This window comes from Bacillus sp. FJAT-27445 (genome assembly GCF_001510665.1).
In the GTDB taxonomy this organism is placed as follows: domain Bacteria; phylum Bacillota; class Bacilli; order Bacillales; family Cytobacillaceae; genus Bacillus_D.
This window is the reverse complement of record NZ_LMTI01000001.1, coordinates 904,964-917,853: the sequence shown is the minus strand read 5'-3', so window position 1 is coordinate 917,853 and position 12,890 is coordinate 904,964. Positions and strand designations below refer to the sequence as shown.

At 43.5% G+C, this 12,890-nt stretch carries 17 protein-coding genes and 1 pseudogene; 15 read left to right on the top strand and 3 right to left on the bottom strand.

Annotation, left to right across the window (positions count from 1 at the left end; genetic code table 11):
* The 6 genes from AR337_RS23455 to AR337_RS04560 form a co-directional block, all read left to right on the top strand.
* A partial coding sequence (locus AR337_RS23455; protein WP_172797502.1) for a hypothetical protein occupies window positions 1-458 on the top strand: 458 nt, incomplete at its 5' end.
* 506 nt (window positions 459-964) lie between these two features.
* Window positions 965-1,216: a DUF2535 family protein gene (locus AR337_RS04580; protein WP_059170862.1), complete on the top strand. Its 252-nt coding sequence runs from the start codon at window positions 965-967 to the stop codon at window positions 1,214-1,216.
* A 95-nt stretch (window positions 1,217-1,311) separates the two neighbouring features.
* Window positions 1,312-2,154, top strand: coding sequence for a DegV family protein (locus AR337_RS04575; RefSeq protein ID WP_059170861.1), 843 nt, complete (start codon window positions 1,312-1,314; stop codon window positions 2,152-2,154).
* A gap of 193 nt (window positions 2,155-2,347) precedes the next feature.
* The gene (locus tag AR337_RS04570) at window positions 2,348-2,926 is read left to right on the top strand and encodes an SCO family protein (RefSeq protein WP_059170800.1); all 579 of its coding nucleotides are present in this window, start codon (window positions 2,348-2,350) and stop codon (window positions 2,924-2,926) included.
* A gap of 57 nt (window positions 2,927-2,983) precedes the next feature.
* Window positions 2,984-3,811 carry an SGNH/GDSL hydrolase family protein gene (locus AR337_RS04565; protein ID WP_059170799.1) on the top strand — a complete coding sequence of 276 codons (828 nt, stop codon included), beginning with the start codon at window positions 2,984-2,986 and terminating at the stop codon, window positions 3,809-3,811.
* On the top strand, window positions 3,811-4,389 hold the full coding sequence (locus AR337_RS04560; protein WP_059170798.1) for a YpmS family protein: 579 nt from the start codon (window positions 3,811-3,813) through the stop codon (window positions 4,387-4,389). Before AR337_RS04565 ends, AR337_RS04560 begins: the two co-directional genes overlap by 1 nt.
* Before the next feature lie 24 nt (window positions 4,390-4,413).
* On the opposite strand, the gene AR337_RS04555 is transcribed toward AR337_RS04560, so the two are convergent.
* The gene (locus AR337_RS04555) at window positions 4,414-5,028 is read right to left on the bottom strand and encodes a DUF4397 domain-containing protein (RefSeq protein WP_059170797.1); all 615 of its coding nucleotides are present in this window, start codon (window positions 5,026-5,028) and stop codon (window positions 4,414-4,416) included.
* Window positions 5,029-5,356: 328 nt separating this feature from the next.
* On the opposite strand from AR337_RS04555, the gene rsgA reads away from it, so the two are divergent.
* Together rsgA and AR337_RS04545 are read left to right on the top strand one after the other, a co-directional pair.
* On the top strand, window positions 5,357-6,382 hold the full coding sequence (gene rsgA / locus AR337_RS04550) for a ribosome small subunit-dependent GTPase A (RefSeq protein ID WP_253701508.1): 1,026 nt from the start codon (window positions 5,357-5,359) through the stop codon (window positions 6,380-6,382).
* Window positions 6,383-6,793: 411 nt separating this feature from the next.
* Window positions 6,794-7,288 carry a PTS glucose transporter subunit IIA gene (locus tag AR337_RS04545; RefSeq protein WP_059170796.1) on the top strand — a complete coding sequence of 165 codons (495 nt, stop codon included), beginning with the start codon at window positions 6,794-6,796 and terminating at the stop codon, window positions 7,286-7,288.
* 20 nt (window positions 7,289-7,308) lie between these two features.
* On the opposite strand, the gene AR337_RS04540 is transcribed toward AR337_RS04545, so the two are convergent.
* Together AR337_RS04540 and AR337_RS04535 are read right to left on the bottom strand one after the other, a co-directional pair.
* Window positions 7,309-7,908 carry a DUF502 domain-containing protein gene (locus AR337_RS04540; protein WP_059170795.1) on the bottom strand — a complete coding sequence of 200 codons (600 nt, stop codon included), beginning with the start codon at window positions 7,906-7,908 and terminating at the stop codon, window positions 7,309-7,311.
* A 56-nt stretch (window positions 7,909-7,964) separates the two neighbouring features.
* Window positions 7,965-9,068: an SGNH/GDSL hydrolase family protein gene (locus AR337_RS04535; RefSeq protein ID WP_059170794.1), complete on the bottom strand. Its 1,104-nt coding sequence runs from the start codon at window positions 9,066-9,068 to the stop codon at window positions 7,965-7,967.
* Between the two features lie 219 nt (window positions 9,069-9,287).
* Between AR337_RS04535 and AR337_RS22595 the strand changes: the two genes are divergently transcribed.
* The 7 genes and pseudogenes from AR337_RS22595 to AR337_RS23450 all read left to right on the top strand — a co-directional run bounded on the left by AR337_RS22595 (window position 9,288) and on the right by AR337_RS23450 (window position 12,876).
* The gene (locus AR337_RS22595) at window positions 9,288-9,437 is read left to right on the top strand and encodes a YjcZ family sporulation protein (RefSeq protein ID WP_082686828.1); all 150 of its coding nucleotides are present in this window, start codon (window positions 9,288-9,290) and stop codon (window positions 9,435-9,437) included.
* 148 nt (window positions 9,438-9,585) lie between these two features.
* Window positions 9,586-9,925 (top strand): annotated as a pseudogene (locus tag AR337_RS22590) (FAD-dependent oxidoreductase); the annotation flags it as partial.
* Window positions 9,926-10,229: 304 nt separating this feature from the next.
* Complete coding sequence (locus tag AR337_RS04530; RefSeq protein WP_059170793.1) at window positions 10,230-11,216, top strand: S66 peptidase family protein; 987 nt, start codon at window positions 10,230-10,232, stop codon at window positions 11,214-11,216.
* A 24-nt stretch (window positions 11,217-11,240) separates the two neighbouring features.
* The gene (locus AR337_RS04525) at window positions 11,241-11,465 is read left to right on the top strand and encodes a YozE family protein (RefSeq protein WP_059170792.1); all 225 of its coding nucleotides are present in this window, start codon (window positions 11,241-11,243) and stop codon (window positions 11,463-11,465) included.
* Window positions 11,466-11,582: 117 nt separating this feature from the next.
* On the top strand, window positions 11,583-12,278 hold the full coding sequence (locus tag AR337_RS04520; RefSeq protein WP_059170791.1) for a hypothetical protein: 696 nt from the start codon (window positions 11,583-11,585) through the stop codon (window positions 12,276-12,278).
* A gap of 127 nt (window positions 12,279-12,405) precedes the next feature.
* A complete protein-coding gene (locus AR337_RS22585; RefSeq protein WP_082686827.1) occupies window positions 12,406-12,570 on the top strand; it encodes a YozD family protein in 165 nt (54 codons plus the stop codon).
* Between the two features lie 132 nt (window positions 12,571-12,702).
* Window positions 12,703-12,876, top strand: coding sequence for a hypothetical protein (locus AR337_RS23450; RefSeq protein ID WP_172797500.1), 174 nt, complete (start codon window positions 12,703-12,705; stop codon window positions 12,874-12,876).
* The last annotated feature ends 14 nt before the right edge of the window (window positions 12,877-12,890 follow it).

The following is a 12,890-nucleotide window of genomic DNA, read 5'->3' as shown; positions in this document are numbered from 1 at the left end:
AACAGCTCGATGATCTTATCAAGGGTCTAGAAGATACTGCTAAAGCTGATATTGCTGCAGCTGGTTTGGCTGTTGAAACTAGTGCTTATGCCAACTTCGATCGTGTTATTGGCAGGATTGTCGCCGAAACTCCATTGAAGGTAGATAAACAAAAACTTGATTGGATTACCGAGTCGCATAATAAAGCTAATGGAATTATACCGTTCAAAATTGTGAACGAAAATGAATTTGATGTTGTATTCCGTTATACATTTAAAACAGATAGCAAAACTGAAAGTGGAGTTTCGGAAACTCCTTTTGCACAAAGCGAAGCAAGACCAGGAGTAACGAGCCTTAACTTCGATGTAAAAGTTTTGGAGAAGAAAAATGTTAAATATGATGAACCAGGCTGGTTGTATGTCGAATATATGGATGAGAACGGTAAGTGGCAGGAATTAAAGAAGCATGGTGAATTTTAGAAAAAATTATTGAATACACAATAATCTAAAAAGTGAAAAAGCTCTGAGTCTTACCCGAAAAATAAATTACTGTTAAGTGTTTAAACAGATCCTGATTGGGAAAAGAGTAATCAGGGTCTTTTTTTTATTAAAATACATATCTATTAGCACAAAGGTATGGAGTTAACGATAAGGGAGAGTTGGGGGATGTACAAAAAAGTATGTACCGAGTGCACTAAGCCATCATTTAGCAGCTGTGAAACCGGGACTTGGCTGTGTCCTGTGTGCGGGGCTGATATTACGCGGGTGAATTTGCAGGCGCCGGAATGCAGGGGCGTTCCAGGCCGACTTGAGTATATGTCTGCTGGGTATCCAAAAGTGGGAAGCCTTTCCACTGAGCGGGAGTATGTGTGACTTTTTGGCACCAGTGCGCAAAAAAAATTAGGAAATCTGAGCATAATCAGACACATTTCGAGCATGAATTAAGGTATAATATAACCAAACGGGAGAAAAAGAGGATTGATATTTTGTTATTTAAAAGCCTAGAGTTCAAAAATGCTGTTGGACAGAAGGTTAAAATTGTGGAGATTCCTGTATTGAAAGAAGGTAACCCTTATAGTTTAATGATCCGATTCCGTTTGCAAACATTCATTACTTCGATTTATGGTGAAAAGCATCCAAGAAAGTGTTATTCCTTTAGGGATTATTTAAAACGGGCTTTGAGATGGCCTGATTATGAGCAGCTTTTCAAGACTGGTGAGCTAAAGAACAATGCGTAATGGTTTGGGGCCGGGAAACCGGTCCCTTTTTATTTGTTGCTGAATGGCGAATTGGTATAATAGGAACTAAGTGCATAAGCAGGGAAGTGAAAGGTTTGGCGAAAATAAAAATTGTAACCGATTCAACAATGGATATGCCGCAAAATGTTGTTTCACAGTATGGAATTGAAGTTGTACCGCTTGCTATTTCGGTTGGCGGGGAAACATACCTGGATGGAGTCGATATTGACCCGGTAACCTTTTTGGGTAAAATGAAACAGTCGTCTGAGCTGCCAAAAAGCTCTCAGCCGTCCGCCGGCTCTTTTCTAGAGGTATATGACCGCCTGGCTGATGAAGGCTTTGAAGTCCTTTCGTTACATATGACTGGTAAAATGAGTGGAACTGTCCGCTCCGCAGAAAGTGCGGCATCGATGTCGAAAGCAAAGGTGACAGTGCTTGATTCGAAATTCATTTCCAAGGCGCTCGGCTTTCAGGTGAGAGAAGCCGCGGAAATGGCTGCTGAAGGAAAAACGATGGCAGAAATCCTCGCCCGGCTTGATGGTATCAGGGATAATACAAAGCTGTACATCATGGTCGATACGCTTGAAAATTTGGTTAAGGGCGGCCGGATTGGAAAAGGGAAGGCGTTTCTTGGTTCGCTTCTGAACATCAAGCCGATCGCTTCCCTTGAAGGAGCCGAATACACCCCTGTCGCTAAGGTCCGAAGCCATGCACAGGTCGTAAAATATCTTGCAAAGCAGTTTGCTGAGGACGTGAAAGGCAAAACCGTTAAAGGGGCAGGTATTGCCCATGCTGGCGCAGTAGAACTGGCTGAAAAACTTAAGGAACAAATTTTTGAGCTGACCGGTTTTGAGGGGATCGAAACGGATTATACGAACTCGACAGTCAGTACTCATACAGGGCCAGGCGCGATTGCACTCATGTATTATTTTGAATAAAAAGTCCCGATTTGCGATAGAATTCTCGATTCAGAGGCCGGCCGGCCATTTGGCTGCCGGTTCCTTTTCGTTGGAAAAAACAGTCACCTAAACAGTAAGAATTTAAAAGGAATTGCGGAGCGTATCCCTTCCAACTTCACCGCTAGTTTGTTAAACTATTCACGAATAACATCGAAAAGTGATGGTGAAATCATTGAAATTAAAAATTATTTTCCTAGCGATTGCCGCCTCGGTTTTGCTTTTATCGGCCTGTGGCAAAAAAGAACTGCAAGGCGCCCATGATTGGCCGATTGAGGAGTTTACGTATACAAATCAGGAAGGCAATCCATTGGGTCTAGAGGACCTTAAAGGAAAGGTTTGGATGGCTGATTTTATTTTTACCGAGTGTGACACAGTCTGTCCGCCGATGACGGCCAATATGGCTGAAATCCAAAGGAAGTCGAAAGCGGAGGGAATCGATAACATCCACTTTATTTCGTTCAGTGTCGATCCGGAAATTGACACTCCTGAAGTGTTAAAGGAATATGGGGAAAAGTTCGAAGTTGATTATAAGAATTGGGATTTCCTGACAGGATTTGAGCAGGAGGAGATTGAACAGTTTGCTGTGAAAGACTTCAAGACTATCGTCAAAAAGCCTAAGGAAGGGGACCAGGTCATCCACGGAACAACCTTTTTCTTGGTAGGTAAAGACGGTCTTGTGAAAAAGTATTATTCCGGGGTAAATGATGTCCCGTATGATACTATTTTAGAAGATATTAAAATTTTGCAATAAGCCCTTTTTTGGGCTTTTTTCTATCCTGTCATAGACTCTAAGAGGAGGTGGGAAATCATGTGGAAGACACTTATAGCGCTATTCCTAGCAGTATTGCTACTCGCTTCATGCCAGGCAGAAAACAGCCCTGACCGCCATGTTTTAAAAAAAATTGAGATCGATACGGAAAAAACTATTCCTAATGATTTTTTCCCACGTAAGCTTTCAGTCACAGCGATAGGGGATTCCCTGACCGAAGGGGTTGGCGACAGTACGCAGACAGGCGGATATCTCCCCTATTTAAAGCAGCTACTTGAAAAAGAAAAAGGCATTAAAGAAGCGAATATTGTGAATTACGGCATAAAAGGGACAAGAAGTGACCAGCTGCTCGCCCGTCTTCAGCAAAAAAAAGTGATTGCCGGGATTAGAAAAGCGGATATGGTCGTCATTACCATTGGCGGAAACGATGTCATGAAGGTTGCCAGAAGCAATATCCTGAACATGCAGATAAAAGATTTTAAAAAAGAGGAGCGTTCATACTTGAAGCGCCTCGACCAAATCATTCAAGTGATCAGGTCTGAAAACCCTGGTGCAACAGTGGTTCTCATTGGAATTTACAATCCATTTATGCAGTGGTTTCCGGAGGTTGTGGAACTGGATCAAATCGTTTCCGATTGGAACGAAAGTGAAAAAGCATTGTTGTCCCAGTATCCAGAAACGTATTTTGTGGAAATTAGTGACTTGTTCAGGGATGGGGATGAAAGCCTGTTGTTCGATGACCAGTTTCATCCGAACGATAAGGGGTATCAATTAATTGCTGAGCGAGTGTATGAGACGCTTGAGGACGATGCGTTGCCGGCATTCGCAAAAAAATCCGCCCGCAAGGATGATGAGGGAGAGTTTTAATGAAAAATAGATGGAAAACTGCATTTTTTGTATTATTGGGATTCGTTTTAGCTGCGATAGTAGGAATTGCCATCCTGGCTATGGTCCCTCCGGATGGGATGAAAAAGGAGCAGGCCGAGATTAATGATGGGGAAATGGTTGGTTTCGTGATTCGGACGAATAGGGATGATGTGAACAAATTGGTTAACCATTATCTTGAAAAGGAAGTTGCCGATACACCGGTTGATTACAAGGTTCAGGTAAATGATGAGGTCGAGCTGTATGGCACTGTACCATTCTTCAGCCAGGCGTTGAACATGAAGCTGACCTTTGTGCCGGAAGCCCAGGAAAATGGCGATTTGCTGTTAAAGCAAAAATCGATATCAGTTGGCCAGCTGCGGCTTCCTGTTCCTTACGTGCTCGATTTTATCCGGAAGAGCTACAAGCTCCCAAGAGGGGTCGAAATCCGTCCGGATGACCGGGAAATCCATGTCCATATGCAACAGCTGAAGTTGAAAAGCGATACGAAAATCAAGGCGAATACATTTGACCTGGAGAAAGATGATATCTCGTTCACTCTGCTTGTCCCCGTAAAATAATTGAGTGCCCTTAAAAAAGGGCGCTCATTTTTCTTTTAGGAAAACAGCTTCTAAGCTTTGCCCATTCCCAACGATACAAACGAGGTAGGCGGTATCTCGTTCAAAATGGACGTTAGGCATCGCCAGGAGGATATCCTTTGTGCCGTCCGCCCTTGCTTCAAGATCCACGGTAAACGGTGTAAGGGCAAGGGGCTCTGTCACATTTAGGTACTGAAGCCCGGGAAAAACAACATCGCCTTTGTGAACGGAAAGATCGGCCTTTCCAAGCTTAGGGGCCAAATGAACGAATCTAGCAACCGCTTCTCCATGCGGGATTGGAGTATCACTTCGGCAAATGAAAATGTCTACTTCGGCAGAATTGCCTGTTACTGCAATAAAATATTCGTGGTCCTGTTCCACATTCAGTTCGCTTGTCCCAATCCAGGTTCCATTAAAAAAAACATCAATCTGGCACCAACCTGGAGGAAGTGCTACCGAAAGGCTTCTGTCTTTAAAAGAAAGGCTTTTTACTAGCCTCAGCCCATTAATTAATATATCAATCGCCCCTAGTGAAGGATTCGCATGGAATACCCTTCCGATTCCACGCCCCATTGGCTCCTGTTTAATGAAATTCCAAACCGCGTTGCTCTTATCTGGCAAAAAAAGCACCCCGTTTCCTGTTCCTTCGACCTATACGTATGGGGAGTTTACGAATATTATGCAAATGGTGGAAACAATTTTGTTTACTTTTTAAAAAGAATTGCATATACTAAAACCATCTTATGAAAAGGCGGGTGAAGTGTAATGAGAAAAATGAGCATTGTTTCTATTGTTGTCGACTCTTGCACAGCCCGTACGGTTATTTAGGCAAAGGGATCAGTCTGTCCGTTTTTTCCCTAAAAGCAAACCGCGGCTGTGTATGCCTGCGGTTTATTTATTTTTAGGGGGAAAAACAGTGAATTTAACAATGATAGGGTATAAAGAAGAAATGAAGATGGAATTGGCCAATTTTCCGAAAAAGGAGTGCGTCCTTGGGAGGGTTGCCCTCGAACATAAACATATGTACAGGGTATGGACCGATGAAGGCGAGCTGCTTTGCGAGGTATCGGGAAAATTCGCGTTTGCGGCTAGCAGGAGGGAGGATTTCCCTGCTGTAGGTGACTGGGTCATTCTTTCATCCAGAAAAGAGGAGGGCACTGGAACCATCCATTCCATTCTTCCAAGGTTCAGCAAGTTTTCGAGGAAGGCAGCCGGCAATACAGCTGAGGAGCAAATTATTGCTGCGAACGTCGAAACAGTTTTCCTAGTAAACAGCTTGAACGATGATTTGAATTTGCGCCGGATTGAAAGGTATTTACTGCTGGCTTGGGAAAGTGGTGCAAATCCTGTAATCATACTGAGTAAGGCAGATTTATGCGAGGATGTTGAGGAAAAAGTGGCCGCGGTTGAGTCTGTGGCACTTGGGGTACCTGTTATTCCTGTTAGCGCGGAAATGAATGAAGGGCTTGAAAAGTTGAAACCGTATCTTGGTGAAGGAAAAACGGTCGCCTTGTTAGGTTCCTCGGGCGTTGGGAAATCAACGTTAACCAATACCTTGCTTGGTGAAAACAAGCAAGCGGTCAAAGAAATAAGGGAAGATGATGACAAAGGCCGCCATACGACAACCCATCGGGAGCTTGTCCTATTGCCTGGCGGGGCTGTCCTGATTGACACTCCCGGAATGAGGGAGCTGCAATTGTGGGAAAGCCAGGATGGATTGGCGGGTGCCTTTTCCGATATTGAAGAATTGTCTGCCGCCTGCAGGTTCAGGGATTGCCGGCACACGGATGAACCCGGCTGCGCGGTGCGGGAAGCGATCTCGAACGGCGACCTTCCAGAAGAAAGGCTTTCAAGCTACAACAAGCTGCAGAGAGAACTTGCCTATATTGAGCGGAAGGCAGATAAACGAGCTCAATCTGAGGAAAAGAAGCAATGGAAAGCCATCCACAAACAAATCAAGACCAAGAAAAAATAGCTAATGAGGCCTGGATTCAGGCCTCTTTTTATGTAAAAACGATTATTTCTGTTTGAAATGCTACCTTAAAGTCGATCTAATTTGTAAATTTGGCTTAATTTTTTCGCAATCAAATCACTGAAGAGAAAATAGAGGCTATATTCGCCCTATTATTTCAATGATTCACCCCGTTATTGAATGAATTCGCCCCGTTTTTCCCTCGGATTCGCCTCTATCTAAAAATTCAGGAAATTACACACGGAATTCTGGTTGAATTTTCTTCTCCAGCGGAGCCTTCAATAGGAAAAATCTTCCCAAAAGGCGACTTGTTTTGTTTCTTGGGATTATTTCGTTATAATTTTGTTTAGTTAACCCTCTGAAATTAAGGGAATAGAGTAGTGATGTTAAAAATCATTTGAAAGGATGATTGTGATGTTTAAAAAGCTATTTGGCAAAAAGGAACAAACGAAAGAGGTTGTGCTTGTAGCACCTTTAACCGGAGTGGCGACTTTATTGGAAAATGTCGATGATCCTGTTTTTTCACAGAAAATGATGGGGGATGGACTGGCGGTTGAACCAACTGAAGGCGTTGTCGTCTCTCCTGTGGATGGTGAAATCATTCAGGTATTCCCGACAAAGCACGCTGTTGGGATCAAGGCGGCAAATGGTGCGGAAATCCTGCTGCATATCGGGCTTGAAACGGTCTCAATGAAAGGCGAGGGCTTCACCGCGCACGTACGTGAAGGGGACAAGGTAAAGGCAGGGGACAAGCTAGTTACGTTTGATATGGCAGTAGTGACGGAGAAAGCGAAAAGCACGGTTACGCCTTTGATCATTACGAACAGCGATGCCATGGACATCGAAATCCTCGCCTCCGGGAATGTAGAACGCGGGACGACTCCTTTTATAAAAATTACTGCAAAATAAAAAACCGCTTCTGCGGTTTTTTATTTTTGGGCGGAACCGGAATGAACTCCTTTATTAGCCATTCCGCCGGACAGTATGAATTTCATTGCTTCCTCCGGCTTTACATCGATGATTTCAACCTGCTCTTTCGGTATGAGGAAGGTGAAGCCGGCCACCTGGAAGGTCTGCGGGACGTAAACCGCAACATGGCCCCCGAGCGGGCTGTAGAAGCTTTCCAGGTCTTCGGAGGTAATAAAGCCCAGGCTTTTCATCTCCGTACCGGGAATCGTCACCACTGCGACCTTAGAAAAAGACTTTTTTTCGCCAAGGAAGGATTGTACCGTGTCCTTGATGACGGAATAAATCGTTTTGACGACCGGAATCCGCTCGAGCAGGCGGTCGATCAATCCAATTAGCTTTCCTGAGATATACTTGGTTGATAGATAGCCGAGCAAGGTGATGAGACCAACTGTCAACAGCAGTCCGATACCGGGAATATAATCATTCTTCATATAAGGCTTTAGGAAATTCCCAAGGAGGCTGTCCAAAAAGACAAATGTTTTGTAAATGACATAGATAACAATAATGATCGGGACAATCGTGATAATTCCGTTAATAAAATTCTTCAATAAAGTCTTCATGCCACTCTCCGGTGTTTTTTCTCTATTATAGCCTTGTGATGGCCATTTTCAAACTGTCAGGAACCCTTCTCGGCGATAATCGCTTTAATCAGAACTGTGGGCTTTGTTTTCTGGCTTCCGTTATTGGTGGTTTTTCCTGTCTGGACAAAACGGATGCTATGTGGCCCTTTGCTAAGCGATCCAGCTAGGTAAATATTTCTTTCCCTCTTAAACGGCCACCAAGTCGAAACCGTCCCGACCGATTTTCCGTCAATAAAAACTTCAACTTCACCGCCCTCGGGTCCCCGTTCCACAGTATAGCCAACCGTTTCCCCGTGAAACTCATATTCAATAAAACTGTTTTGTTCACGGCTGAAATAGCCATTCCCTGTTTTCACAAAACCAGAAAAGCCTATTGGATGCCAAATCGTAAAGTATTCCTTGGATAACCCATTATGAATAGGGGCCGGTAAAGGAAGAATTGTTTTCTTCCCAGATTTTAAAGTGCTGTCTAAAGTCTTTACTATCTCACGTGAATACAGCTCATAGCCTTTCCGGTTTGGGTGAACCAGATCCCTTGTTAGCATGCTTGGGGCAAGGCCCGATTTTTTAAAAGGTATCCGCATATCCAGATTTATTGCTCCGTAGTGGGCTGAAATGCCGGAAATGGTTTCAGCAAAAGCCTCATCAACAAGGCAGCTCTCGATAAAGGTAATGATTTCCGCATGTGGATGGTCTACTTTCACTGATCTAATCAGCTGTTCGTAGAAAAAGGAAAATTGGGAAGCATCCATGTATTTTCGATCGTTCTCACCGAACACAATGAAAACAAGGTCTACTGGTCCGCTCGGTTTTTCCTTTCTGTATTTAATGATCCCTTCAAACGCTGTAGCCCCGCTTTGGACAATTGAATGTCGATCGCCGGCTGAGCCGTAGGCAGATTTCAATTGTTTTTCCAAAAGGGCGAACCATGTACCATCAGGGTGCTCAGCACCTGATCCTCTGCCAATGCTGTCGCCAATAACTAGGTAATTGAAATCCTTCCCGTGGGCAATTTTTTCATAAAAACCTTCTTTGCCTTGAGGCGGTTCTTTTGCTGATGTTATATGGTTAATGAGCCCGAATAATCCCGAAAGCAAGACCATAGAGATTATGAGCATCTTAATTGAAGTTTTTTTCATATTGTCTACCTTCTTCTGTGTCTTGTAATCTTACTGTAATTTTAACTTAATCGTACTGAAATAAAATAAGAGGAAGTACCTATTTTCATAAAATTACTCCCAAAAGAAGGCTCTAATAAAATTGCACGTACTTTGGTTAGCAGCCTGGGCGAATGCCCAAACGGGGCAAGCACCCAATTCATACAGTGAGGTGAGGACTAAATCTGGGAGGTACATCACATGTATGGATACGGAGGGTATTGTGGATATGCCCAGCCGGTAGCTGCCGCTTGCGCACCGCCTGTTGGATTTTGTAGGAATAACTTTGTATTGATTGTTGTCTTATTCATCCTGCTAATTATTATCGGCGCATCCTGCTGGGGATATTAAGATGAAGCACCTCTTTCAGGTAAGAGGTGCTTTTACTATTAAATTAAAAAATACGAACATTAAAAAGCAAACTATTTTTAAGGATATATTTACTCATGGTTAATGAAATTTAACTAATAACTGAATTGAGTGAAATTTATCATGCATACCAACGTTAAAGGAAGCTGTTCCCGGCGACCTCGGGCTGGTGCTTCCATACAACACGCTGAAGAGCCTGATTGAAATGACGGAAGCGCTGAACCACGTTTCTCCGGGACTAACATCGGAGCACACTATCTTTTTATGGTGTTGAAGCGAAATTTTATTCGGCGAGGCCAAAAACGAAGGAAAAGTTGGAAACAGAAATCTCATATTTGTATGTAGGCGGGGATGGAGCCGGAATCACCAAGGGGCTTGCACAGGCAAGCGCATGCGGTGGGTGGATTGCCAGGGATATTCTAGAAAAAACAAAAAAGGTTCCTTCTGAAACTCAGGCGGTTCCAATATAATAGGATTTTGCATGCTGCCGGAAGTCCGGCGGCTATTTTTATTAGTTTCCGGCAGGCTATTTCGGGAATTAATCGATATGTGAAAATAATTAATCGATAAACCCCAAAAATTAATCGATAAACCCGAAAAATTGATCGATATATTTTTATACGTAGACATCCAGTCTAAAAAAGGCAGGTGTTATTCCTGTATCTCACTTCCCCCATCGTTAAATAGTCCTCATCCGCTCGATTGGTTAAAAGTAATTGACCAATTTCACAGTTTTGATATGATAATGGTATTTTAGTGGATGGGGGTATGGAGATGCTGCCAAAAAGGCTGGCGCCGGGGGATCAAATAAGGGTGATTGCCCCATCAAGAAGCATGGATTTAATTAAAGGGGAACAAGTGAAGCTGGCGGTCGCGAGGCTTGAGGGCCTAGGTTTCCAAATATCCTTTGGCAAGCATGTCCACGGCCATGATGAGTTTTTTAGTTCGTCGATAGAAAAGCGGATTGAAGATTTGCATGATGCATTCGCCGATCCTGATGTTTCCGGAATCCTGACCGTTATCGGAGGATATAATTCGAATCAGCTCTTAAGGTTTATTGATTGGGAATTAATTAAAAATAATCCTAAGCTATTTTGCGGATATAGTGACATTACTGCCCTCAGCCTGGCTATTTTTAAAAAGACTGGCCTTATCACCTATTCCGGCCCGCATTTCTCGAGTTTTGGGGTTAAGCATGGATTGGACTATACGCTTGCTTCCTTTCTGGAGGCGGCTACGAATGATGCTCCTTATGAACTAGAACCTTCAGATACATGGAGCGATGACCCATGGTACCGGGATCAGGAAAATAGGACATTTATAAAACAAAACGGTTTCCTGCCGATACAGGAGGGAAGTGCGGATGGCACTTTAATTGGCGGGAACTTGTGTACGATGAACCTCTTGCAGGGAACTGAATTTATGCCTTCGCTAACCGATTCAATTCTTTTTATAGAAGACGACATGGAATCCCATGCATTAACCTTTGACCGTGATTTACAATCGCTTCTCCATCAGCCTGGCGCTGAAGGGATTAAAGGGATTCTTATAGGGCGTTTCCAGAAGGATTCCCAGGTTACCGAGGAAGCGCTAAGGAGCATCTTAAAAACAAAAGCGGAATTAAAAGGGATTCCTATTATCGGGAATGTTAATTTTGGGCATACCCAGCCGATGTCAACGATCCCTGTTGGCGCAAAGGCTAGCATTTCAGTATCTGAACGCAGAATTGTACTCGAAATCGACCAATCGTCCTACTTATAAACCAGATTAGCAAGGAGGTTTCAAATGCGAAAATCGTTCTACCATTTTTTGATGAAATACAGACATCCAAAACCAATGGATGACATCAGTGAATTTGCCAATTCCGCCTTCCTTGACCATGGTTTCCCGAAACATTCAGAGGACTATGGGGAGTTAACCGCATACCTTGAATTGAACGGCCATTATTTGAGAACGATGGCCGTATTCGATGAAGCTTGGCAGGAATACGTGCTTACGGAACAAAGATAAATGTATTACGCTCTCCAAAATTTGGAGGGCGTTTTTCTTTTCACCACCGTGTGCGCAAAAACAGCATGTGCATATACTATTGTAATCATTTAGCGGCTCGGTTGGGGGGTGAACGTGATGGAGAACAGGAAAAAACCAAAGTATAAAATTGGCGATACTGTGGTTATCCTCATGTATGGGACAGTCGGCAAGGTAACAGACGTTCAGTGGGTAGACAGCCATTATGTTTACGAAGTCAATCATAGCGAAGGACTGTACAAAGAATCCTCGCTCCAGCTGCTATCGGAATACGATGGAACTCCGGTTGAGCAGGAGCATCTGGATATTGAATATAAATTTTTCTTCGGCGACCTCGTCCATGTGAAGGGATATGGAAATGATATTTTCCGGGTTGTAGGGGTGCGGACAGAAATTTGGCGGTATAAAGAGGATGCATGGGAGGATATCATTTACGAGCTGACAAGGATAAAGGATGCCGAATGGCTCGAGGCCGGGGAGGAAGAGCTGACTTTGCTGGCTGAGGCGGAGCATGCCGATACGTTCATCAGCAAGCTTGGCTTTTTATCAATCGTTTCAAAGCAGGAAAAGGCTAGGAAACCCAAACCATCAGAAAAGCCTGGAAAACGACCAGAGACGGAGGAGCTTGAAAGGAAGAAAGAGAGGAAGCTTTACATTGACCGTCTCCTTGATATATATAACGACTATCGGATTTTGAACCAACTTTTTGGGGATCACGAGTACTCACAGGTGATGGAGGTGATCCTTAAAAAACTCCAAAGCCTCCATAAAAATGACGGGAAGAAGCACGTTTGATCAAGCTGCCCGGCTCCCTCACAATTACCCTTCCTGGCTTTCGCCTAAGAATGCCACTGTTTTACCCCTAAGGTACGCATGAAAGGCTTTCATGCTTCATACATTTTTTAAAAAGGAGGCGGTGCGAATGAAAGAAATAGAAGTGTTTATTGATACGGAAGAAATTGCGGAATTTTTCTTTCAGGAGCTCCTGAAAAGAGGATTCGTACCTTCTGAAGCAGAAATAGAGGAACTTGCGGACATTACCTTCGATTACCTCCTTGAAAAGAGCATTATCAATGAGGAGAAATGAACAGATTGGCAATACGGCCTGCATGTATTAGGGCCGTATTTTTATGAAAAAAACTCCCGAGGACCCCAAAAAATGAAACCAATTCAAGTTAAAAATCGTATACTTACCCATCAACCCACAGGAGGAAAAAATATGCTGAAAAAATTGCTAAAAATGTTGCTGGGCTCGAAAAAGAAGCGTCGTCCATTCATGAGCTCAAGCGATTCCTGGAAACATATGAAAAATAAAAAACATGGGCATTATGGCCATCATCATTATAAAAAAAAGCTAAAAGGGAAAAGCTTTTCCAGCTTTTTCAGCAGCTGACCGGCTGGGCTGGT

Excerpts from the sequence above, each read along its gene's own strand:
- rsgA (WP_253701508.1), top strand. The coding sequence starts at position 5,357 with ATGAAGATGGAATTGGCCAATTTTCCGAAAAAGGAGTGCGTCCTTGGG.
- AR337_RS04520 (WP_059170791.1), top strand. The coding sequence starts at position 11,583 with ATGGAGAACAGGAAAAAACCAAAGTATAAAATTGGCGATACTGTGGTT.
- AR337_RS04525 (WP_059170792.1), top strand. The coding sequence starts at position 11,241 with ATGCGAAAATCGTTCTACCATTTTTTGATGAAATACAGACATCCAAAA.
- AR337_RS04565 (WP_059170799.1), top strand. The coding sequence starts at position 2,984 with ATGTGGAAGACACTTATAGCGCTATTCCTAGCAGTATTGCTACTCGCT.
- AR337_RS22595 (WP_082686828.1), top strand. The coding sequence starts at position 9,288 with ATGTATGGATACGGAGGGTATTGTGGATATGCCCAGCCGGTAGCTGCC.
- AR337_RS23450 (WP_172797500.1), top strand. The coding sequence starts at position 12,703 with ATGCTGAAAAAATTGCTAAAAATGTTGCTGGGCTCGAAAAAGAAGCGT.
- AR337_RS04560 (WP_059170798.1), top strand. The coding sequence starts at position 3,811 with ATGAAAAATAGATGGAAAACTGCATTTTTTGTATTATTGGGATTCGTT.
- AR337_RS04545 (WP_059170796.1), top strand. The coding sequence starts at position 6,794 with ATGTTTAAAAAGCTATTTGGCAAAAAGGAACAAACGAAAGAGGTTGTG.
- AR337_RS04535 (WP_059170794.1), bottom strand. The coding sequence starts at position 9,068 with ATGAAAAAAACTTCAATTAAGATGCTCATAATCTCTATGGTCTTGCTT.
- AR337_RS22585 (WP_082686827.1), top strand. The coding sequence starts at position 12,406 with ATGAAAGAAATAGAAGTGTTTATTGATACGGAAGAAATTGCGGAATTT.
- AR337_RS04540 (WP_059170795.1), bottom strand. The coding sequence starts at position 7,908 with ATGAAGACTTTATTGAAGAATTTTATTAACGGAATTATCACGATTGTC.
- AR337_RS04530 (WP_059170793.1), top strand. The coding sequence starts at position 10,230 with ATGCTGCCAAAAAGGCTGGCGCCGGGGGATCAAATAAGGGTGATTGCC.